This is a genomic window from Terrisporobacter petrolearius (assembly GCF_020748185.1).
GTDB classification, from domain to species: domain Bacteria; phylum Bacillota; class Clostridia; order Peptostreptococcales; family Peptostreptococcaceae; genus Terrisporobacter; species Terrisporobacter petrolearius.
In genome coordinates this window covers 1-22245 of the sequence record NZ_JAHZMO010000048.1, presented here as the reverse complement: position 1 = coordinate 22245, position 22245 = coordinate 1, and the positions used below count along the sequence as shown (strand labels likewise).

Below are 22245 nucleotides of genomic sequence, written 5' to 3'. Positions count from 1 at the left end.
ATTTCTTTTTTATTTTTCATTTTAATACCTCCAAAAGTTTAATATGAATATTATTCCAAACTTACCAGTTTTACATACAAAAAAGACTGTAGGTAAGTTTGTTTTACACAAATCTACCTACAGTCCCCTTTATAAACATTAAAAAGGCGGTTAAGCAATTTAACCACCTTTTTTTATTATTTAAATATTTTTCTAACATGTCCTATCATATACAAAGATCCTGCTGAGATTATTATTTCATCTTCTGAAGCATTATCTAGAGCATACTTTACTGCATCATCTATATTTCCAATAGCAATAACATTTGGAACATATTTTTCTATTTTTTCTTTTAACTCTTCACAACTCATGGATCTATCACTATCTGGTGTAGTTGTAATAACTTTATCAAACTTGTCCATCAGTATTTCAAGAACCCCGTCAATATCCTTATCTTTTAACATTCCTATTAGTAAAGTCATTTTTTTCCCACTAAAATGTTTTTCTAAAGTTTTAGATAAAGATCTTGCTCCATCTTCATTGTGAGCTCCATCTATTATAAACGTTGGATTGTCTTTTACTTTTTCGATTCTACCTGGCCATCTAGTATTTAAGAATGCTTTTCTTATAGCATCATAACTTATTTCCACTTTTCTCTCTTCTCTCAATACTTTTATTACTGTTAACGCTAATACTGCATTATTTACTTGATGCTCTCCTATTAGGCTTATTTCCATATTTTCAAATTTCTCACCTAGTATTGTGCAATCAAATACTTGTGAATTTATGTCAGACTTTTTAATTACTAAATGTTCAAAATTAGCCTCTACATATTTAGTGTTTTTTTCTTTGCATACATTTTTTATTACTTCTTCTGCTTCTTGTTTTTGTTTATAAACAACTGCAACACTATCTTCTTTTATTATTCCTGCTTTTTCATAAGCAATTTTTCCTAATGTATCACCAAGAATTCCTATGTGGTCTAAACTAAGAGATACTATTACACTGGCAAGTGGTGATTTGATTACATTTGTAGCATCAAATCTTCCTCCTAAGCCCACTTCAAGAACTACATAATCAACTTGTTGTTCATAGTAATAATAAAATGCCATAGCAGTTTCTATCTCAAATTCTGTAGGATATGCATGTCCTTGTGAAGCCATTTGCTCAATTTTTTCTTTCATTATAGTAATTATTCTTGCCACATCTTCCTCTGGAATATTATTTCCATTAAGTCTTATTCTTTCTGTAAAAGTCTCCAAATATGGAGATGTGTAAAGACCTACTTTGTATCCTTGCTCCTTTAATGTGTTTGAAATAAAAGAACATACAGAACCTTTTCCGTTAGTCCCTGCCACATGAATAAATTTAAGCTTATCTTGTGGATTTCCTAATAATTCTAATAACTTAAAAGTATTCTCTAAGCCTAATCTCATTCCAAATTTATGAGATTTTTCAATAAACTCCAGTGCCTCTTGGTAATTCATTTTTCTTCCCCCTCAACTAAATTAAGTATTTATACGTAATCTTGCTTTATTTTTTCATAATTTAAGTATCTATAGTTTATTATAATACATTTTGAGGTTTATCACATAATTTGAGAAAAAATTATAAAATCCTTACAATTTAAAAGGCCATGTCTATAAAACTTATAAACATGACCTTCTTTAGATTATAACTTTGATTCTATATTTTCAAGTCTTTCAACAACTGATTTCATCATTTCTTCGAATTTTTCTTTTTTAGCTTTTTCTTCGTTAACTAAGCTTTCTGGTGCTTTAGCTAAGAAACCTTGGTTAGAAAGTTTCCCGTTAACTCTTTTTATTTCGCCTTCTAATTTAGCTTTTTCTTTAGTTAATCTTTCTTTTTCCTTTTGGAAGTCAACTAATTCATCAAGTGGTATAAATATTTTAACTCCATCTATAACAACTGATACAGCATCTTCTGGGATGTTATTTTCATTGTCAGCTATTTCTACCATTGAAGCGGATGCTAGAGTTACAAAGTACTCTCTAGTAGCTTCTACAGCTGGTTTTTTATCTTTTATTGGAACTATTATTACTTTAGCTTTCTTAGATGGTGGAACATCCATTTCAGCTCTAGCGTTTCTTATATTTCTTATACCATCCATAGCAAGTTCCATCATTTCTTCTTCACTTGCCATATTATCTTCTTCTTTGTAGTGAGGCCAGTTAGCTATAACTATGCTTCCTTCTACAGTTGGAAGATAAGTGTATATTTCTTCTGTTATGAAAGGCATATATGGATGTAATAATTTTAATATAGTTTCAAGAACATAAGTTAGAGTGTATAGAGCAGCTTTCTTAGCTTGAACATCATCTCCGTATAATCTTGGTTTAACTATTTCTATATACCAGTCACAGTACTCTGTCCACGCAAAATCGTAGATTTTTTGTGCTGCTATACCTAAATCAAACTTGTCCATGTTGTCTATAACTTCTTTAACAACATTGTTTGCTCTAGATATTATCCATTTATCTGCTATTGTTAAGTTAGCCTTAACAGATTCTCTATTTACTCCATTCATTATTTCTTCATCTATGTTCATAAATACAAATCTAGATGCATTCCATAATTTATTAGCAAAGTTTCTAGATGCTTCAACTCTTTCCATGTAGAATCTCATATCGTTTCCTGGAGAGTTTCCAGTTACTAACATGAATCTTAAAGCATCAGCTCCGTATTGGTCTATTACTTCAAGTGGATCTATACCATTTCCTAAAGATTTACTCATTTTTCTACCTTGAGAATCTCTAACAAGTCCATGTATTAATACGTGGTCAAATGGTTTTTCGTTCATACAGAACATTCCTGCAAATGCCATTCTTACAACCCAGAAGAATATTATATCGTATCCAGTAACAAGTACGTTAGTTGGATAGTAGTATTCTAATTCTTCAGTGTTATTAGGCCATCCTAATGTTGAGAAAGGCCATAAAGCAGATGAGAACCATGTATCTAGTACATCTTCATCTCGCTTTAAGTCAGAGCATCCACATTTACATGCTTCTGGTTTTTCTTTAGCTACTATTACTTCACCACATTCTTGACAGTAGTAAGCAGGTATTTGGTGACCCCACCATAACTGTCTAGAAATACACCAGTCTCTTATATTTTCTAACCATTGTAAATATGTTTTGTCATATCTTTCTGGTACAAACTCTAATTCTTTTGATTTTAATATATCTATAGCAGGTTTTGCTAATTCATCCATTTTGACAAACCATTGCTCAGAAAGTCTTGGTTCTATTATAGTATGACATCTGTAACAAGTACCAACTGCATGTGGATGATCTTTAACAGCTATAACATATCCTGCTTCTTCTAAATCTTTCATTAATTGTTTTCTACACTCATACCTGTCCATACCTTGGTATTTACCAGCAAGTTCATTCATAGTTCCATCTTCGTTCATAACGTTGATTTCTTCTAAGTTATGTCTTTGACCAACACCAAAATCGTTAGGGTCATGAGCAGGAGTCATTTTAACAGCTCCAGAACCGAAATCTTTATCAACATAGTCATCTGCTACTATTGGAAGCTCTCTTCCTACTATTGGAAGTATTGCAGTTTTCCCTACTAAGTGAGTGTATCTTTCATCTTCTGGATTTACAGCTATACCTGTATCTCCAAGCATAGTTTCTGGTCTAGTTGTAGCTATTTCTAAGAAATCGTCACTGTCTTTTAAGAAGTATTTTATGTGATAGAAGTTTCCATCTTTTTCTTCATGTTCAACTTCAGCATCTGATAGTGTAGTTTTACAATCCGGACACCAGTTTATTATTCTGTTTCCTCTGTATATTTGACCTTTTTCATAAAGTTTTATGAAGAAATCAGTAACAGCTTCATTACATCCTTCATCCATTGTAAATCTTTCTCTATCCCAGTCACAAGAGTCTCCTAATTGTTGCATTTGGTCTACTATTTTTCTACCAAATTCATTTCTCCAGTCCATAGCTCTCTTTAGGAATTCTTCCCTTCCTAATTCGTACTTAGTTTTTCCTTCTTGTGCTTTTATTCTTTCAACAACTTTAACTTCTGTTGCTATAGAAGCATGGTCAGTTCCTGGTTGCCATAAAGTTTCAAAACCATCCATACGTTTCCATCTTATAAGAACATCTTGTAATGTATGGTCAAGAGCATGCCCCATATGTAATTGCCCTGTTATATTTGGTGGTGGTAAAACTATACAGTAAGGTTTCTTATCAGGATTTGGGCTTGATTTGAAGTAACCTTTGTCTAACCACTCATCATATAGTCTTTTTTCAAAGTCTTTTGGATCATAAGTTTTCGATAAGTTTTTTATTTCCATCCTTGTTTCCTCCTTGTTATTATTAATATATTTTTGCAAATTAATTTGCATTTATGATTATAAAATTCCCTTCGCTTAAGTCGCTGTGTGGGTGCTATACTTCATGTCGCCAACGAGATGCCTTTGAGCAACATGTTTGCATCGTTTTGCTATCGCTTTAGGCTACTAGGTGGGCGCCATGAAATTTTAGACAACGACCTTGCTCCATTTGAAGTAGTAAATATTATAAATTAAACCAGATAATCTATAATATCCTTAAATATAAAAAGAGCTCTTCATCCTATATATAAGGACGAAAAGCTCGCGTTACCACCTTAATTCCATAAAATTCGCTTTGCTCATATGGTGTAATTAATTTTATAAAAACACTTAGCTAATTCTAGGCTCTTAATAGATTTTAACGATTCCCACCGTCTAAACTTACTATTAGTTCAGCTTAGAAACTCCAAAGCTACCTTCTGTAAACATTTACTAAGAAAATCTTTCAGCTATTAATTTTCCTCTCTTGTAGTGTATTTACATACTCCTCTTTTTCATAGTTTTTATATTTTTTATTAGATTATTATTAATATTTATTATAACTAATTTCCATGATTATTGTCAATTTAATTATATATTATTCTATGTTGCCAAAACCTTACCAGAAATTTTTAGGTTTTACATCATGAGTAATAGGTCTTATATCGTATCCTCTTTCTTTCAATATGTCTATAATATTATTTAAACAGTCTACTGTTCTTTGATTCTCATGTAATAATATTACCACTTCATCTCTTTCTCTTGCATAATATAATATGTTACTTACTATTTGGTCCTCTGATGATTTCCAGTCCTCTGTGTCAAGGGTCCAATCCCAAAGTAAATAGCCTTCATCAATAAATTTTTTATAAATACTTTCTACCATATACGGTTTACTACCAAATGGTATTCTTACTAACCTTGATGTTTGCCCTGTTATCTTATAAAATGTTCTATTGCAGGTTCTAAACTCTTCTATAGCTGAATCTTCAGTTTTATATAATTCGTTTATATCATGAGTTACTCCATGAAACCCAGTTCCGTGACCTTCTGAAGTCATCTTTTTGACATCATCTTTAAATACTATCATATTATCGTTTATCATAAAGAATGTGCCTTTAACATTATTGTCATCTAAGATATCAATTATTTGCCTAGTATACTTGGACGGCCCATCATCAAATGTTATATATGCAATTTTTTTACCTTCTGCAAAACTAACTAATTTGTTGCTAAATCCTAAAATATTTACTGTAATTAAAATAAAAAAAATAAATGATTTTATTACTATGTTTTTTCTTAGTCTCATCATATATAGTCACTTCTTTAATTATATTTTATACAATAATTGTTTCCTTTATCTTATACTTTTATGCAAACTATAACTAACAATTTGGTTCTATTAATTCTTCTAGTAGGTTTGTTTTTTCTATTACTTTATTTAAGTGAAAGTTAAATACAGGACTTTCATCTTCATTAACCTGCAATAAAATTTGTTCATTTTTATAAAGCTTTTTTAATCTTTTATAATTATCTTTAGTTAAAAATAATTCTTTTTCTAGTAATTCTATAGATTTTATGTGGAAAAATATTTGTCTGCATAAATCTAAGGATTTATCTATAATGTCTAAATTAAAGCTACCCTTACTATAATTTAATTCATCTATAAGCTTTGAGTAAATTGTCTCTGAAGTTTTTATCTTATTTTCAATACTATCAAGTTGTAAATCTCTCTTACCAATTACTATATTTCTTAAGCTTTCTTCGCATAGGGATTTGATTTTTTCAAATTCATTTATAGTGTTATCATAATAATTCGGCCTTGCCACACTATAATTAATAATAAGTCCCATAATAACTCCTATGGATGTATCTATTATTCTTTGAATAGAATAAAGTAAGGGCGCCCTATCAACATATCCTAAATATAAAGATAAAAATGTAACACTTGATACTACTAAAGAAGACAACTTAAACATATTGCAGCATTTTATAACTAGCATAATTCCGATTCCACATAATACTGGATTTGCTGGAGATATTAATACAAGCAAAAAACCTATTAACCCTCCTATTAATGTACCAAACACTCTTTGTGTTCCCATTTTAAAAGATGTCTTTATAGTGTCTTGCATAGTCACTACACACGCTATAGCACAGTAAAACATATTGTCTACGGCAAACCTAGTTAATATACAACACAACATAACTGCTATTCCTGTCTTTATAGTCCTCATGCCTATAATATTTTGTAACCGCATTTCTTTCCTCCACCCATGTCATTTGTCCTTACCTAGTATAATATATTTAGTAATAACATGGATAATTTTTTAACATTTTTCTATTATCTAACAAAATATTAATAAGAAGTATTGATATTAAATCTTTTATTACTCTAGTTAAATCATCATTACAAAAATGAATATAATAAATTTCACCTTCATTCATATCTTTGTAAACTTTTTCTTTATATCCTAAGTAAACTTTATTAACTAAATCATCAAAATCATCTCTACTTGGAAATGGTAACATAACACTTGTAGGAGTTTCTTTAAGTAATTTTTTTATTTCAATAATAATGTCATTATAAATTTTAGGATAATAATTTATAGATAAACTCCTACAATATTCATAGTAGTTACTCATTTAATCACCTCATATATTTTTATTTATCTCTTTATAAAAATATATGCTAAAAAAAAATAAAGCTGCTTTTAAACAGTTTTATTTTTTAAAATCTATCCAATTTCTATCATCTCGCCATTTTTAGCATAGATAATTTTTTCACATATATTAGTTATATGATCACCAATTCTTTCAAGATATCTACCTATAAATACTAATCTCATTCCTTGATTAATATTTTTTTCTGGATCACTGTGCATAACTTGCAAGCAATCTTGTCTTACTCTTTCATATAACAAATCTATCTCACTATCTTTTTGAGCTATTTCATAAGCTAAATTTGCATTATCATCTTTTAATGCAACCCATAAATCTTTCAGCATTTCACAGCAAATTTCTTTCATTATAGTTATGTCTATTAACTCTTTTATAAATGGTTCTTCACCTATTTCTAAACTTTCCCTACAAATATTAGCTGCATAGTCACCTATTCTTTCTAATTCTGTAGATATATCACAAATAGCATAAATATATCTTAAGTCCCTAGCTAAAGGTTGTTTTAAGGCCATAAGTTCTATACTTCTATCTCTTATATACTCCCTTAGTATATCAATATCATCATCTTCTCTAATTATTTTTTTTGTGCTTTTCATGTCTTTCTTTATCATATATTCTACTGATAAATCAACAGAATCCTGGCACTTTTCAATCATCCTTAAAGTATACTCTTTAAGAGATTGAATACTTATGTCTAAATTAGTAATAACCATTATTCGCCCCTCTTTCTTAAATAATTAATCTTAACCAAATCTTCCTGTAATATAATCCTCTGTTCTCTTATCATATGGTATAGTGAATATTTCCTTAGTATTATTATACTCTATTAGTTCACCATTTAAAAAGAATCCTGTTTCATCTGATATACGAGCTGCTTGTTGCATATTATGAGTAACTATTACAATAGTATAGTCTTTCTTTAATTCAAAGATTAACTCTTCAACTTTTGCTGTAGATATAGGGTCAAGAGCTGAAGTTGGTTCATCCATTAAGATTACATCTGGTTTCATCGCTATAGTCCTTGCTATACATACTCTTTGTTGCTGTCCTCCAGATAAACCAAGGGCTGGAGATTTTAATCTATCTTTTACTTCTTCCCAAATAGCTGCTCCTTTTAAACTTTCTTCTACTATTTTATCTAAAGTTTTTCTATCTTTTATTCCATGTACTCTAGGACCATAAGCCACATTGTCATATATACTCATTGGAAATAAGTTTGGTTTTTGAAATACCATACCTATCTTTGTTCTTAGCTTTATTACATCATTAGTTTTGTAAATATCATCACCATCAACTTTTACTACACCTTTTATTTTAACATCTTCTATTAAGTCGTTCATTCTATTTAAAGTTCTTAAAAAAGTTGATTTACCACATCCTGATGGTCCTATTAAAGCAGTAACTTTATTAGGTTTTATGTCCATATTTATTTTATTTAAAGCTTGTTTTTCTCCATAAAATAAATCTAAATCTTTAACACTTAATTTATTTGAATCATTTATACTCATCTTATTATCTCCTTTTATATCATGCCAACTATATGTTACCCTTACTTAACTTTTTAGCAATTAACTTCGTACTTGTATTTAAAATTAATACTATTATGATTAACACTATACCTACACTAGCGGCTCCGCTTATATCTCCCATTTCTTTTGTTAAAAGATATGAGTGAACTGTTAATGTTCTAGCACTGTCAAATATACTTGTTGGCATACTAGCAACTGTTCCTGCTGTTAATAATACAGCTGCTGATTCACCAATTACACGTCCTATTGATAATATAACTCCTGATAATATTCCTGGAAGTGCACTTGGTATTATAACTTTATATAAAGTTTGAAACTTTGTAGCCCCCATTGCCAATGATCCTTCTCTAAATTCATTTGGCACTGTTTTTAAAGCTTCTTCTGTTGTTCTTATGATTACAGGAAGTATTATTATTGCTACTGTTAAAGCTCCTGCAATTATTGAGTATTGCATTTTCAATGTTACAACAAAGAATATTCCCCCGAATAAACCATAAATTATTGATGGTATCCCTGCTAAACATTCTGTAGCAAATCTTATTATTTCTACTATCTTTCCTTTTTTCGCATATTCATTAAGATATATTGCTGACAAAATACCTATTGGAGTTGCTATAACTATGGCTATTACTACCATGTATACCGTACTTACTATCATTGGTAAAATTCCACCATCTCTCGATGCTGAATAATCACTAAATATATAACTCAAGTTAATTCCTTTAATTCCGTTAACAAATATAAATCCTACTATTAGTACTAACAATCCCACTGTCACAAATGATGATAGATATAATAGGAAGCTTAAAAAATTATCTTTAATTTTTCTCATCTTACTGCTCTCCCTTACTAGTAAGTTTTCTTAATACTAGATTAAGTATTAGTATAAACATGAATAATACAACACCTGTAGCAAATAGCATTTCTTGATGCGTTCCGTATGCATATCCCATTTCAAGAGCTATATTTGTAGTTAAAGGTCTTACACCATCTACAATAGAAGTAGGTATAATAGGTGAGTTTCCTGCAACTAATATTACTGCCATTGTTTCCCCTATAGCTCTACCTATTCCTAGTACTACCGCTGCAAGTATTCCTGATTTTGATGCTGGTAAAACAACCTTAAAAATAGTTTCTATTTTTGATGCTCCAAGTGCCAATGATCCTTCTTTATAAGCTTTTGGTACTGCCTTTATTGCAGTTTGTGACACTGAAATTATTGTTGGTAACATCATTATTGCTAAAACTAGTATTACTGCTAATAAACTTTGTCCTTTTGGTAAATTTAATAATTTTTGAATATTAGGTACTATAAATGCTAAACCAAATAATCCATATAATACAGAAGGTATTCCTGCAAGTAATTCTACTGCTGGTGATATAATCTTTTGCACAGGCTTTGGTGCTATCTCAGCTAAAAATACTGCTGTAAATATTCCTATTGGAACTCCTATTATTAAAGATCCCATTGTAGCTACTATAGACGCTACTATCATTGGAGCAACACCAAATTTATTTGAGTTTGGTAACCAGTCTGTTCCCGTTAGAAAGTCTACAAATGAATATCCTTTAAACAAAAATGGCGTCAAACCTTTATAAAATACGAATCCTATAATCAATAGCAAACTTATTACGGATATTGATGCACTTATCATAAATACTTTACTTGATATATTCTCTATTAAATATTTTCTATTATTGTTCTTTTTATTTTTATCTTTGGTGACGATTTGATTTTTTCCTGTAATCTGTTGATTAATCAAAACATTTCCCCCTTTATTCTTTCAATTTATTTAAATGTATTTTGTATTTCTACAATTTAATAATACATTTAAAAGGTTAAATATATATTAGATTTAGGTTAAGTCTATGTAAAATTCGCGACCCTTGAGCGACGTGCCAGGGAAGCACTTCATACCGCCAACGAGATGCCTTTAAGCAACTTGTTGGCTAATCATTTTGCTACTACTTTAAGCCTCTTGGTGAGCCCTATGAAATTTTAGGCAACGACCTTGCTCAAAATTCACTTTTTACTCTTCTAGAAACGTATTTATAATACAAAAATGTATAAGCTTTCCACAAATATAAAAGTACTATAATATCCTAATAAATAAAAAAGGAGAAATAATACTGATTTTGTATTATTTCTCCTAAAACAATGTTACTCATGTTAAGTTTTTTACTTTAAGGTAAATCATTTGTAACTTGTATTATTAATCTAAAAACTCGATTAAGTCTTTTCCTAGTTTACCTACTCTAGCTAAAGAATAAACATCATATCCTTTAGATTCTAATTTTCCTCTTCCAACTTGGAAAGACTTCTCTATAACTATTCCTATTCCAGCAACAGTTGCTCCTGCTTCTTCTACCAGTCTAGCTGCTCCTAAAGCTGCCTCTCCATTTGCTAGGAAATCGTCTATTATAAGAACTTTATCATTATCATTAATGTAGTTTTTAGATAAAGTTAATTCGTAATTCATATCTTTTGTAAATGAGTGTACTGTTGTTTGATAAACTTCTCCATTTAGTATTTTGGATTGTTGTTTCTTTAAAGTTACCATTGGTAATTCCATTTGAAGAGCTGTCATAGCAGTCGGTGCTATTCCTGAACTTTCTATTGTAAGTATTCTTGTTATTCCATGATTTCTGAAATATTCTTTGAAATAAGTTCCCATTTCATACATTAATTTTGCATCTACTTGATGATTTAAAAATGAATCCACTTTAAGAACTGTTTCATTTAATGCTCTTCCATCTTTTAATATTCTATCTTTTAATTCTTTCATTTTACATTGCCTCTCTATCTAATTCTTTATTATTTTTTTCATTTTTATCTTCTGTAAGTATTATATTTAAAAGTAAAGCCACTATTGTACCAGTTGATATTCCTGAAGAAAATATCATTTGTAATCCTTCTGGTAATTGTGATATAAAGTCCGGTCTGAAAGTAACCCCAAGTCCAAGACCTATAGAAGTTGCTATTATTAATAAGTTTCTATCATTTATTTCTACTGTACTTAATGTTTTTATTCCTGCTGCTGCCACAGTACCGAACATTACTATACCAACACCACCAAGAACTGGCTGTGGTATTCCATTTATTAAAGCTGCAAATTGAGGAAATAAACCAAGTATAACTAATAATATACCTGCCATTATTGCTACATGTTTACTTGCCACCTTTGTTAATGGTATTAATCCTACATTTTGGCTGAAAGATGTATTTGGGAATGCTCCCACAAATCCACCAATCACACTTCCTACACCATCAGCTAATACTCCTGATCCAACTCTTTTGTCATCCATATCTACGTCAGATACTTCGCCTATAGCTTTTAAGCATCCTACTGTACCTATTGTTGCAACAAAATATCCTGGTAAAAATGCTATTAAAGCTTTTAAATCAAAAGTAATTCCATATTGCAATATTTGTGGTATTGCTATAAAGTTTGCTTGTGATACTGATGAAAAATCAACTTTCCCAAGAGGTATACAAATTATATATCCTACAACCATTCCTATAAGTACTGATGCACTACTTAACATTCCTTTTCCATATCTATTTAAAAGTAAAGTAATCATCATAACTATCATTGATATTGATACATTTACTAAACTACCATAATCAGATGTTCCTACTCCTCCAGCTGCCCAGTCCATTGATACTGGCAGTAACGTAAGTCCTATTAAACAAACTACCGTACCTGTTACTATTGGTGGGAATAACTTCATTAAAGGCTTTATAAAATAACTTAATATAATTTCAAAAAATGCTCCTAAAATTGTTGCTCCTATTATTCCTGGCATTCCCAGTACAGAACCTACTGATATGGCTGGTGATACAAAAGTAAAATCTGTTCCCATGATACATGCGACTCTAGATCCTATTTTACCGACTCCTTTTCCTTGGATTATTGTGGCTATACCTGCCGCTAATATAGATGCACTAATTACAGCTGTTGACATATTAGCATCAAATCCTAATGCACTAGATATTACTAAGGGAACGACTATAATACCTCCAAATGCTGCAAATATATGCTGAAACCCTAGAAGAATTTTCGTAGCCAAGCTGGGATTATCTTCAACACCATACTTTAAATTGTTTAATTGTTTTATATTTGATGAACTCATAACACTATCTCCCGTTATTTTATTTTGTGTTTATGACTCAGTTTCTAATAGTTTTATAAGAAATTTGCTTCCCTTGAGCCACTGGGTAATCACCATAAAATTTTAGGCTACCATCTTGCTTAAGTTAAAACAAAAACACCTCGATATAAATATCGAGGTGTTTATCCTAAAACAAATATAAATTAATTTTGCTAATTTATATTTATATTTCTTTAAACTATACCTCGTAGTCTACTAATTTAGGGTTAGCAGGTAGAAACTTACGGACCATATTACCGTCAAATATACGAGTCATTTAATTTTATCTTATTGTACCATATCTAATTTTTTTGTAAATAGTTTTTTGTATATTAAGGCAGTTGTATTTATATGGAAATGACTCCTAATTTTATTTATATATTATAACTTTTGTTTAGATTTTTATTATTATGGAATAAATATGAGATATCTCTATATTCATAAAAGCAAAAAGCCTAACTGTTTCCAGTTAGGCTTTTCGTAACTTAAGGTTTATTTAAATATAATAATCAATTATAGAATCTTGCTTATTTTGTTGATGCTTTTATGAATCCTTCTTCAGCTACTATATTTTGTCCTTCTTCACTCATTATGAAATCAACAAATGATTTAGCTTCGTCACTCATAGCATCTTTTTTATTTACTACTAAGAAAGGTCTTGATATTGGATATTTTTTTGCTACAACATTATCATCATTAGCTTCTACACCATCAATTTTAACTGACTTAATACCATCTTTAACATATCCAAAAGATATGTAAGATATAGCATTTTCATTTCCTTCAACTATTGATTTAACATTCCCAGAACCATCAGATATTTGAGCATCTTTAATTAATTCTTCTGATTCAAATCCTAGTATATCTTGGAATCCATCTCTAGTTCCAGAACCCTCTTCTCTTGATACTACAACTATTTGTGCATCTGATCCACCAACTTCTTTCCAGTTAGTTATTTTTCCTGTAAATATATCTTTAACTTGCTTAACTGTTAAGTCTTGAACTTTATTATTTTTATTTGTTACAACTGCTATACCATCTATTGCTATTTGAGTTCCTTCTATACTTTGTGCTTCTTCATCTTTTAAATCCCTTGAAGACATTCCTAAGTTAGAAGTTCCTTCTATTGTATTTTTTATACCTGCTGATGATCCAACTTGTTGCACTTCTATTTTTACATCATTATTCTTTTGATATGCTTCTGCTAAAACCTCCATTGTTGGTCCTACTGAAGTTGATCCTGATATAGTTATTTTAGCTGCATCCCCCTCTGAGGAATTTCCTGAACCGCATCCTACTACAAGTCCACTTACCATTACTGCCCCACATAATAATGCCACTATTTTCTTTTTAAACATCTCAATAATCTCCTTTTAAACACCAAGACTTTTTATTATTACTTGATTTTTATTTCCTCAATTTGATTTATCTTACAATTTAATAATACAGTTGGAGTGTTAAGGGAGTATTAAGTATACATTAAAGAGATGTAAAGTTTGTTAAATCCGTATTAATTCTATATAGTCCTAGTTTTTTTTAGTATTGATTCATTTATTATTCTTTCCATAGATTCTACTCCTTCACATCCTTTAAAAATAGGATTTATTAGATTTTTATTTAAAATTTCTTCCTTTCTATTGGCAATACCTAATAAATGCTCAACTCTATAAAAATCTAGCTTTTCCCCTGGCATATTATGCTTTTCATCTTTTACATGTTTATAAAAATCTACAACTCTCTCTTTATTATCTTTAATTAATACTTCATACATTATTGCTGCATTAATTAAACTTTTATAATATGAAGATTCTATTTGTTTATTTAAAAATATATTTTTATTTTCTATAGTCATTTCAACTATTTTATTTATATTTTTAGGTAAATCTTCTTTATTGTTGCATATGGCATCCATATATATAGCTTGAGCACTTATTGCTAAAGAGATTAAATTCTTTTTATTAACATTAGCTTTTTCTATATCATTCTCTATAGTCTGTAATAGAAATGATATAGACTCCCTAGATATAGGTGTGTTACCTACAATACTATATGTATATAATATTACATCAGTAAAAATTTTATCATTTTTAATTAGTTTCACATGCTTACCATCTCCCATAATATAACTTGGGATGCTAATAAAAATAAATATTATAACAGTTGAAATAATTAATAAATCCCATTTAAATATTAATCCTGTGCATATAGTTATAATACCTAATATTAAATCACTTAGAGGGCCTGCTTTAAGTGCTTTAACCCATGCTTTTCTTGCTTTCTCAACATCTTCTTCATTTAATATTTCAAAATTATCAATTTGAGCCCTTCCTGCATAAGCCAATTGCTTACTAAAACTTTTAATTTTTTTAAATTTATTATTCTCTCTTTTAAATATAAATGGTCCTAGATATAATACCGTAAATTTAAGTCCATTTTTCTCCCCAACAAAACCATGACTTAATTCATGTACTACAACAAAAACTATCATTTGTAAAATCACTATAGGTATTAGATAAATCCAGTTCAAATCTAAATTTATACTTAGTCCAATTCCAATAACCCCCCCAAAAAAACCTATTAGGGCTCCACAAATATAAGGTAATATCTTTATTAGTTTATTTTTCATAAATTCCCCTCCAATATCTTATTTCTATTATCACATTAAAATATAAAGAAGGAACTATTTATTAAATATTTAATGAAAATAGCTCCTTCTTTATTAATATTATAATTCTTTTTCTAATTCGTCTACTAAGTCTTTAAACACATGTAAAGCCTTATCAACAGATTCTTTTTTCTCCATGTCTACACCAGCTTTTCTTAATTGGTTTAGTGGGAAATCTGAACCACCGCTCTTTAGGAATTCTTTGTATCTTTGCACTGCATTTTCACCTTCTTCAAGTATTTGTTTACTTAAGGCAGATGCTGCAGAAAATCCTGTAGCATATTTATATACATAGAAATTGCTAAAGAAATGAGGTATTCTAGCCCATTCTAATCCTATTTGTTCATTTACTTCGCAAGATTCACCGTAATATTTTTTATTTAAATCATAATAAATATTTGTAAATTCTTCTGATGTTAGAGGTTCTCCACCTTCAACTTTTGCATGGCATATTTTTTCAAACTCAGCAAACATTGTTTGTCTATATACAGTTGTTCTAAATTGCTCTAAGTAGTAATTTAGTAAGTATACTTTTTCTTCTTTTGATTTTGCATTTTTTAGTAAGTAGTTAATTAATAATAATTCATTTAAAGTTGATGCCACTTCTGCTACAAATATTTTATATCCTGAATATAAATATGGTTGATTATTTTTTGAGTAATAACTATGCATTGAGTGACCCATTTCATGTATTAAAGTAAATAATGAATTTAAGTCGTCTTTGTAACTAAGTAATATATATGATTTAGAGTCGTAGCTACCCCAAGAGTAAGCTCCTCCTTGTTTTCCTTCATTACCGTATACATCTACCCAGCCTTCCCCAAATGCTTTTTTTACATTTTCTAAGTATTCTTCACCTAAAGGTTTTAATGCTTCTAATATGATTTCTTGTGCTTTCTCATAAGGTATTTTCATATCAAAGTTTTCAGTTAATGGAACATATAAATCATACATGTTTATTTTATCTAATCCTAAAAACTTCTTTTTAAGACCAGTGTATTTATTTAAAGTATCTAAATTTTCATGTACTGCAGCAATTAAATTGTCATAAACTTCTACATTAACATCGTCTTGGAATAGTGAACCTTGTAGAGCTGATTCGTATTTTCTTGTTTTCGCATAGAATATTTCACTTTTTATTCCACCATATAAAGTAGATGCAAAGGTATTTTTATATTGTCCATAAACAGAATACATGGCATCAAAGGCATCTTTTCTCACTCTTTGATCTTTGTTTTTTAAAAATAAACTAAAATTTTCATGAGTTACTTTAACTTTTTCTCCCTTTTCATTTTCTATTTCTGGGAATTGTAAGTCAGCAAAAGATAACATATCATATATATTTTCTGGTACACCTGATAAGTCAGATACTGCTGCTAGCAATTCTTCTTCTCTTTCATTTAGAGTATGTGGTTTTAATCTTAATATTTCATCCACATGTTTTTTATAGTGAGATAATTTTTCACTTTTTAAGTAACCTTCTAGCCTTTTACTATCCATTGCTATTATTTCTGGAACCATATAAGAAGTAGCCATAGATAATTCTGTAGATAGCATATCTGTTTTAGTTGCATTTCCTTGATTTTTATTTATTCTAGTATCTTCATGACTTTTCATATGAGTATATACATATAAATTTTGAAGCATTCTAGATGCTTGTTCTGATATATTTAATGCCTTGTATAAATTCTCTTCCTTATCAGCTAAAGTTCCTTTATATTTTTTTACATCATCAATTAATTCCTTTACTTTGTGTATATCTTTCTCTATAGCTCCTTCATTTGGATACATTTCATCTATAGTCCATTTAAACTTGTTTTCTACTGCACTTCTCTCCATTGTTTTCACTCCTTAGTAAATTATTCATCTAACAAATAACTTATTAGATTACTTTATTTTATTATTTCCAAAAAAGAATACTGATTTACTTAAAATTACTTTATATATTCCATATTTATTACATGATTAATATTCTTTAATTGTATAATTAGTTCATCTAGTATTAATCTTCTATCATATTCAATTAAAAATACAATTTCCCATATGGTATCTGATTTAGTTATTATTTGAAAATTTTTAATAGCTATTTCAGAGGCTTTAATAGTATTGAATATGGTAGATGTTACATCTAAACTTGTTATTGTTGCTTTCAATACAGTTTGACTTCTTTTAGCTATTACCTTATCAAAATTTTTCAACACATATAACGTTGCCATTACTAATATCCATGATGTAATTCCAAGTACGTATTGGCCATATCCTATAGCTATACCGATACAGGCTGTAGTCCATATGCCTGCTGCAGTTGTTAGCCCTCTTATTCCATTAGAGTTTTTTAATATAGCTCCTGCTCCTAAAAAACCTATTCCTGACAATACTTGTGCTGGTAGCCTGGCTGGATCCATCGTACTAACTCCACTATACTGAGTAAACAAATCTAGGGCTATAATAGATGTAATACATGATCCAATAGATACTAAAATATGTGTCCTAAAACCAGCAAACTGATTTGACTTTTCTCTTTCATAACCTGTAAAACCACCTACCAAAACTGCTAATAGGAGTTTTATGATGATTTCCTGATTTTTTAATATTATGTCTCCCATTTCATCCCCCTTAGAATCATATATTAATATTATTAAGTGTTATATATACTTATTAGTATAGTATATGCTTTTATTCTTTATTTGTAATTACGATTTGTAATTACTCATTTATATTATCTTCATTTGATAAGATATTTATATTTGTAGGGTATCCTATCTTAATATTATTTTTCTTAAGTACAATTAAAACTTGTAACTTAGCTTCTCTCAATATGGCAAAATATTTTTCAGAAGTAACAACACCTGTAATTGTATATTTTGCACCTATAGATATTTTTTCTATATCTGTTATTCCATATACTTTAAATCCTAAATAACTAGAGGGTCTTAATTTTACAAGATAGTCCTTATATTTTTCATTCATTATGTCACATACCTCTTGCAAAGATTCCAAAACTTTCATAGGATCTTCTTCATAGGAGACTCTAACATGAACAATAACTCTCATTACATCTTTACTATAGTTTCTTATACTATTAATATTACCATTTGGTATGGTAATTCTTTTTAAATCCCAATCTCTAAGACTTACACTTCTTATTCCAACCTCTTCTACGCTTCCTTTGAATTCTTCATTTATTACAATAAAATCTCCTACATGAATTTGCTTTTCAAATAAAATAAAAAATCCATTAAATATGTCTTTTAATATACTTTGAGATGCTACACCAGCTACAATTCCTACTATACTAGCTCCAGTAACGATTGAACCAAAGGCTGTTGCATCAACAACTTCAAACTCTCTAAGAATCAATATTACGCTTAAACAAAACATTATATAGTATGATACAGAGCACAATACACTACAAAGAGTATCTTCATATCTCTGGTCAAACTTTGTGATTTTAAATAAGCTTTTTAAGGAAAATTGTATAATTTTTAACAAAATGCAAGCGATTATTATAATAACCATGCTACGAATTAATTTAGAAACAAACATCTAATCACCTTTAAATTATAATAAACTCAAAAATAAAATTTGCTTTAATATTTATACTTTAGTATACTCATAATTCCTATTTAAAATCACAAAATATATACAAAAAAACCCACATTACTGTGGGTCGCTTGCTCGTTTTATATATTCATTTATTAACATATCTATTTTCTTGCTTGACTCAACTAGCTCATCCCTAAATATTTCAGGATATTCAATATAAGTATTTATTAACTCTCTTACTTCTTCAATTTCCTTCTTCAGCGCTTCTAATTCACTTTTATCCATAAAAACCACCACTATCAACATGTATTTTATTTAATTCTATCAAAAATTGTTATTATTTGTCAACAATTTCACGGAAAATTTTGTCAATTTTTAGGCAACAATACTTTGATACTAATCCTACAAACATCCCTGTAACCAAAGATGCTATAAGCATGAATGGTAAATACCCAACCATATTAATATTTTGTACTATTATACTCGCTACTAATAATTGTCCTATATTATGCCCAATGGCCCCTATAATACTCACTCCTATAATAGAAAAACCTTTTATTTTACTAGTCAAATACATACATATTAAACTTAGATAAGCTCCACCTACACTAAATAAAAAGTATGAAATAGGTCCAGCAAAAATAGAGGATAATATAATTCTAACGGTTAGTATTATACAAGTATCTTTTACACCTAAAATTATCAATGATATAAGCGTGATTATATTTGATAAACCCAGCTTGGCTCCTGGGAAAATAGCTATTAATGGATTTGGTATATAAGTTTCAAATATATATAATACTAAGCTATATGTAACCATCAAACCTAAAAATGTCATCTTTTTAGTTTTCATTAATTTTCATCTCCACTTTTCAACCTAATACTATAATACAATATATAATTGAAAACCTCTATATTTTAAATTTTTTTATATGACTTTTAAAAATATAATATTAAAATTATGATTATATTGACATTTGAACTAAATATAGTTATAATTTAATTGATAATGAAACTCATTAGGAGGTGTTAATGATGACTGTTTACGACTTAAAAGTTGGCCAAAGCGGCACAATTAATAATATAGATGGTGACCAAAGATTAGCAAAAAGACTTCTTGCTTTAGGATGTATTGCTAATACTGAAATAGAAATAAAAAAAATTGCTCCATTAGGAGATCCAATAATAGTAAATTTTAGAGGACTTAACTTAGCTTTAAGAAAATCTGATGCTAAAAATATCTACTTAAATGATAGCGAGGTGGTATAGTTGATTAATGTAGCTTTATTAGGTAATCCCAATGTTGGTAAGACTACTGTATTTAATCTATTAACAGGATCTAATCAATATGTAGGTAACTGGCCTGGAGTAACAATTGAAAAAAAGGAAGGCTATTTAGATGATAATATAAAAATAGTAGATTTACCTGGTATATATGCCATGGATACTTTCTCTAACGAAGAAAAAGTATCTAAAGATTTTTTAGAACAAGGAAATGTTGATGTAATAATAAATGTGGTAGATGCTTCCAACCTTGACAGAAATTTATATCTTACTACTCAACTTATGAAATATAATAAACCAATAGTTATTTTACTTAATATGGTTGATTTAGCTGAAGCTAAAGGAATAAAATTAGATTATGATAAACTAGCTAAAAATCTTAATGTTACTATTCTTCCTATAGTAGCAAAGAAGAAAACTGGTTTACAAAATATTAAATCTATAATTGAAAATGCTTCAAAATCTAGAGTTAATTACCCTATAAATTTCGGAAACGAAACTGATACTTATAAAAAAATAGAAGAAATTATATCTGATGCAACTATAGTTCCTTCAATTAAGAAAAAATCAATAAGTGATCGTATAGATGATGTTATTCTTAATCCTATACTTGCTTACCCAATTTTCATAGGAATTTTACTTTTATTATTTAAGTTTACTTTCGATTGGGTTGGTGGACCTTTACAAGAATGGCTTGGAGAAGCAATAGAAGCTTATGTAATGACTCCTGTTGATGGTATGTTAGCTAATTCAAGCTTATGGTTTAAATCCCTTATAGTTGATGGTGTTCTTGGTGGTGTAGCTGGTACCTTACCATTCTTCCCATTAATTTTCACTTTATTCTTAGGAATATCATTATTTGAAGATAGTGGATATATGTCAAGAGCAGCATTTTTAATGGACAGGATAATGTATAGAGTTGGTTTATCTGGTAAGGCATTCATACCTATGGTTATGGGACTTGGGTGTTCATCTCCAGCAATAATGGCAACTAGAACTTTGGAAAGTGAAAAAGATAGAAAGATAACAGCATTAATTTCTCCACTTATGACTTGTGGTGCTAAATTACCTATATATGCTTTATTCGTATCAATCTTCTTCCCAAGACATAAAGCTGTAGTTACTACATCTTTATATTTACTAGGAGTAGTAGTAGCAATATTAGTTGCTTTAGTATTAAATAAAACGGTATATAAAACTCAAGCAGAGCCTTTTGTTCTTGAGTTACCAGAATATAGAGTTCCTACTTTATCAGCTTTATTAAAAAACACTTGGAGTAAATCTAAAGGATTTTTAATAAGAGTTATTACTGTAATGTTTGCTATGTCCGTAGTTATATGGTTCTTATCATCATTTAACTTGAATGGATTTACTGAAAATATTAATCATAGTTTCTTAGCTTTATTTGGTAAGTTACTAGCTCCATTATTTGCTCCTTTAGGATTTACTGACTGGAGAATTTCAGTTTCTATACTTACAGGACTTGGTGCTAAAGAAATAGTGGTAAACACAATGTCAGTTTTATTTGGTAGTAATTTAGCTGAAGTTTTACCTACTGTATTCACTGGAGTTACAGCACTTTCATTCTTAGCATTTTCTGCACTATATACTCCATGTATAGCAGCTCTTGCTACTATGAGAAAAGAATACGGAAATAAAATGATGATGATATCTTTATCATATCAATTTATACTAGCTTGGGTAGTTGCTTTATTAGTAAATGTAATCGGAAATCTTATACTTGGAAATAATGCTTCTATAGAATATGTTGTGGGTGGTGCTATCGTATTAGCCGCAGCATTTATCTTATTTAGGATGTTTAAAAATAAATCAAACAATAAGGGCGGTTGCAGTGGTTGTTCTTCTTGTCCATCAAGTGGTTCATGCCATGTAAAAGTTACAAATGAATAATAAAAAAATGCTATATCTATTAAAGTGGACCCTATACAGTAGACGCTAGAAAAAGAGTGTTTACTTGTATAGGGTTTATTTTTATGTAAAAATAGGTATAGAGGAGTTGAATAATTATGAGCAAAAAAATATTTTCTAATAAAGAA

The 22245-nt window shown here is 29.3% G+C and carries 20 protein-coding genes, 1 riboswitch and 1 other annotated feature; of the genes, 2 read left to right on the top strand and 18 right to left on the bottom strand.

What is annotated here, in order from left to right; translation table 11 throughout:
* Positions 1-176: 176 nt before the first annotated feature.
* From K0040_RS17330 to K0040_RS17245, 18 genes are all read right to left on the bottom strand, one after another.
* A complete protein-coding gene (locus K0040_RS17330; RefSeq protein ID WP_228109989.1) occupies positions 177-1466 on the bottom strand; it encodes a bifunctional folylpolyglutamate synthase/dihydrofolate synthase in 1290 nt (429 codons plus the stop codon).
* Positions 1467-1651: 185 nt separating this feature from the next.
* Complete coding sequence (locus tag K0040_RS17325) at positions 1652-4312, bottom strand: valine--tRNA ligase (RefSeq protein ID WP_228109988.1); 2661 nt, start codon at positions 4310-4312, stop codon at positions 1652-1654.
* A 285-nt stretch (positions 4313-4597) separates the two neighbouring features.
* Positions 4598-4858 (bottom strand) — a binding site (T-box leader).
* A gap of 91 nt (positions 4859-4949) precedes the next feature.
* Positions 4950-5642 carry a polysaccharide deacetylase family protein gene (locus K0040_RS17320; protein WP_228109987.1) on the bottom strand — a complete coding sequence of 231 codons (693 nt, stop codon included), beginning with the start codon at positions 5640-5642 and terminating at the stop codon, positions 4950-4952.
* 73 nt (positions 5643-5715) lie between these two features.
* Positions 5716-6591, bottom strand: a complete 876-nt coding sequence (locus K0040_RS17315; protein WP_228109986.1) for an FUSC family protein — start codon at positions 6589-6591, stop codon at positions 5716-5718.
* Positions 6592-6637: 46 nt separating this feature from the next.
* The gene (locus K0040_RS17310; RefSeq protein ID WP_228109985.1) at positions 6638-6976 is read right to left on the bottom strand and encodes a hypothetical protein; all 339 of its coding nucleotides are present in this window, start codon (positions 6974-6976) and stop codon (positions 6638-6640) included.
* A gap of 92 nt (positions 6977-7068) precedes the next feature.
* Positions 7069-7725, bottom strand: coding sequence for a phosphate signaling complex protein PhoU (phoU, locus tag K0040_RS17305; protein ID WP_228109984.1), 657 nt, complete (start codon positions 7723-7725; stop codon positions 7069-7071).
* A gap of 30 nt (positions 7726-7755) precedes the next feature.
* Positions 7756-8520, bottom strand: coding sequence for a phosphate ABC transporter ATP-binding protein PstB (pstB, locus tag K0040_RS17300; protein ID WP_228109983.1), 765 nt, complete (start codon positions 8518-8520; stop codon positions 7756-7758).
* 28 nt (positions 8521-8548) lie between these two features.
* Positions 8549-9373, bottom strand: a complete 825-nt coding sequence (gene pstA / locus K0040_RS17295; protein ID WP_228109982.1) for a phosphate ABC transporter permease PstA — start codon at positions 9371-9373, stop codon at positions 8549-8551.
* A 1-nt stretch (position 9374) separates the two neighbouring features.
* Positions 9375-10304: a phosphate ABC transporter permease subunit PstC gene (gene pstC, locus K0040_RS17290; RefSeq protein ID WP_265588930.1), complete on the bottom strand. Its 930-nt coding sequence runs from the start codon at positions 10302-10304 to the stop codon at positions 9375-9377.
* Positions 10305-10754: 450 nt separating this feature from the next.
* Positions 10755-11327 carry a xanthine phosphoribosyltransferase gene (locus K0040_RS17285; protein WP_228109981.1) on the bottom strand — a complete coding sequence of 191 codons (573 nt, stop codon included), beginning with the start codon at positions 11325-11327 and terminating at the stop codon, positions 10755-10757.
* Position 11328: 1 nt separating this feature from the next.
* Positions 11329-12675 (bottom strand): nucleobase:cation symporter-2 family protein, encoded by a 1347-nt coding sequence (locus K0040_RS17280; RefSeq protein WP_228109980.1) that lies wholly within the window; start codon positions 12673-12675, stop codon positions 11329-11331.
* A gap of 207 nt (positions 12676-12882) precedes the next feature.
* A riboswitch (purine riboswitch) is annotated at positions 12883-12985 on the bottom strand.
* Positions 12986-13220: 235 nt separating this feature from the next.
* Positions 13221-14051 carry a phosphate ABC transporter substrate-binding protein gene (locus K0040_RS17275; RefSeq protein ID WP_228109979.1) on the bottom strand — a complete coding sequence of 277 codons (831 nt, stop codon included), beginning with the start codon at positions 14049-14051 and terminating at the stop codon, positions 13221-13223.
* A gap of 158 nt (positions 14052-14209) precedes the next feature.
* Positions 14210-15319 (bottom strand): site-2 protease family protein, encoded by a 1110-nt coding sequence (locus K0040_RS17270; RefSeq protein ID WP_228109978.1) that lies wholly within the window; start codon positions 15317-15319, stop codon positions 14210-14212.
* 99 nt (positions 15320-15418) lie between these two features.
* Positions 15419-17197, bottom strand: coding sequence for an oligoendopeptidase F (gene pepF, locus K0040_RS17265; RefSeq protein WP_228109977.1), 1779 nt, complete (start codon positions 17195-17197; stop codon positions 15419-15421).
* A 95-nt stretch (positions 17198-17292) separates the two neighbouring features.
* A complete protein-coding gene (locus K0040_RS17260) occupies positions 17293-17964 on the bottom strand; it encodes an MgtC/SapB family protein (RefSeq protein WP_228109976.1) in 672 nt (223 codons plus the stop codon).
* A 100-nt stretch (positions 17965-18064) separates the two neighbouring features.
* Positions 18065-18739 (bottom strand): mechanosensitive ion channel family protein, encoded by a 675-nt coding sequence (locus tag K0040_RS17255; protein ID WP_228109975.1) that lies wholly within the window; start codon positions 18737-18739, stop codon positions 18065-18067.
* Between the two features lie 279 nt (positions 18740-19018).
* Positions 19019-19189 carry an aspartyl-phosphate phosphatase Spo0E family protein gene (locus K0040_RS17250; protein ID WP_228109974.1) on the bottom strand — a complete coding sequence of 57 codons (171 nt, stop codon included), beginning with the start codon at positions 19187-19189 and terminating at the stop codon, positions 19019-19021.
* A gap of 52 nt (positions 19190-19241) precedes the next feature.
* Positions 19242-19757: a Gx transporter family protein gene (locus K0040_RS17245; protein ID WP_228109973.1), complete on the bottom strand. Its 516-nt coding sequence runs from the start codon at positions 19755-19757 to the stop codon at positions 19242-19244.
* Between the two features lie 182 nt (positions 19758-19939).
* On the opposite strand from K0040_RS17245, the gene K0040_RS17240 reads away from it, so the two are divergent.
* Together K0040_RS17240 and feoB are read left to right on the top strand one after the other, a co-directional pair.
* Positions 19940-20173 (top strand): FeoA family protein, encoded by a 234-nt coding sequence (locus K0040_RS17240; RefSeq protein ID WP_074919583.1) that lies wholly within the window; start codon positions 19940-19942, stop codon positions 20171-20173.
* Positions 20174-22099 carry a ferrous iron transport protein B gene (gene feoB, locus K0040_RS17235; RefSeq protein ID WP_228109972.1) on the top strand — a complete coding sequence of 642 codons (1926 nt, stop codon included), beginning with the start codon at positions 20174-20176 and terminating at the stop codon, positions 22097-22099. It begins immediately after the preceding gene.
* The last annotated feature ends 146 nt before the right edge of the window (positions 22100-22245 follow it).

Coding starts and splice junctions, on each gene's coding strand:
- K0040_RS17330 (WP_228109989.1), bottom strand. CDS start 1,466: ATGAATTACCAAGAGGCACTGGAGTTTATTGAAAAATCTCATAAATTT.
- K0040_RS17325 (WP_228109988.1), bottom strand. CDS start 4,312: ATGGAAATAAAAAACTTATCGAAAACTTATGATCCAAAAGACTTTGAA.
- K0040_RS17320 (WP_228109987.1), bottom strand. CDS start 5,642: ATGATGAGACTAAGAAAAAACATAGTAATAAAATCATTTATTTTTTTT.
- K0040_RS17315 (WP_228109986.1), bottom strand. CDS start 6,591: ATGCGGTTACAAAATATTATAGGCATGAGGACTATAAAGACAGGAATA.
- K0040_RS17310 (WP_228109985.1), bottom strand. CDS start 6,976: ATGAGTAACTACTATGAATATTGTAGGAGTTTATCTATAAATTATTAT.
- phoU (WP_228109984.1), bottom strand. CDS start 7,725: ATGGTTATTACTAATTTAGACATAAGTATTCAATCTCTTAAAGAGTAT.
- pstB (WP_228109983.1), bottom strand. CDS start 8,520: ATGAGTATAAATGATTCAAATAAATTAAGTGTTAAAGATTTAGATTTA.
- pstA (WP_228109982.1), bottom strand. CDS start 9,373: ATGAGAAAAATTAAAGATAATTTTTTAAGCTTCCTATTATATCTATCA.
- K0040_RS17285 (WP_228109981.1), bottom strand. CDS start 11,327: ATGAAAGAATTAAAAGATAGAATATTAAAAGATGGAAGAGCATTAAAT.
- K0040_RS17280 (WP_228109980.1), bottom strand. CDS start 12,675: ATGAGTTCATCAAATATAAAACAATTAAACAATTTAAAGTATGGTGTT.
- K0040_RS17275 (WP_228109979.1), bottom strand. CDS start 14,051: ATGTTTAAAAAGAAAATAGTGGCATTATTATGTGGGGCAGTAATGGTA.
- K0040_RS17270 (WP_228109978.1), bottom strand. CDS start 15,319: ATGAAAAATAAACTAATAAAGATATTACCTTATATTTGTGGAGCCCTA.
- pepF (WP_228109977.1), bottom strand. CDS start 17,197: ATGGAGAGAAGTGCAGTAGAAAACAAGTTTAAATGGACTATAGATGAA.
- K0040_RS17260 (WP_228109976.1), bottom strand. CDS start 17,964: ATGGGAGACATAATATTAAAAAATCAGGAAATCATCATAAAACTCCTA.
- K0040_RS17255 (WP_228109975.1), bottom strand. CDS start 18,739: ATGTTTTGTTTAAGCGTAATATTGATTCTTAGAGAGTTTGAAGTTGTT.
- K0040_RS17250 (WP_228109974.1), bottom strand. CDS start 19,189: ATGGATAAAAGTGAATTAGAAGCGCTGAAGAAGGAAATTGAAGAAGTA.
- K0040_RS17245 (WP_228109973.1), bottom strand. CDS start 19,757: ATGAAAACTAAAAAGATGACATTTTTAGGTTTGATGGTTACATATAGC.
- K0040_RS17240 (WP_074919583.1), top strand. CDS start 19,940: ATGACTGTTTACGACTTAAAAGTTGGCCAAAGCGGCACAATTAATAAT.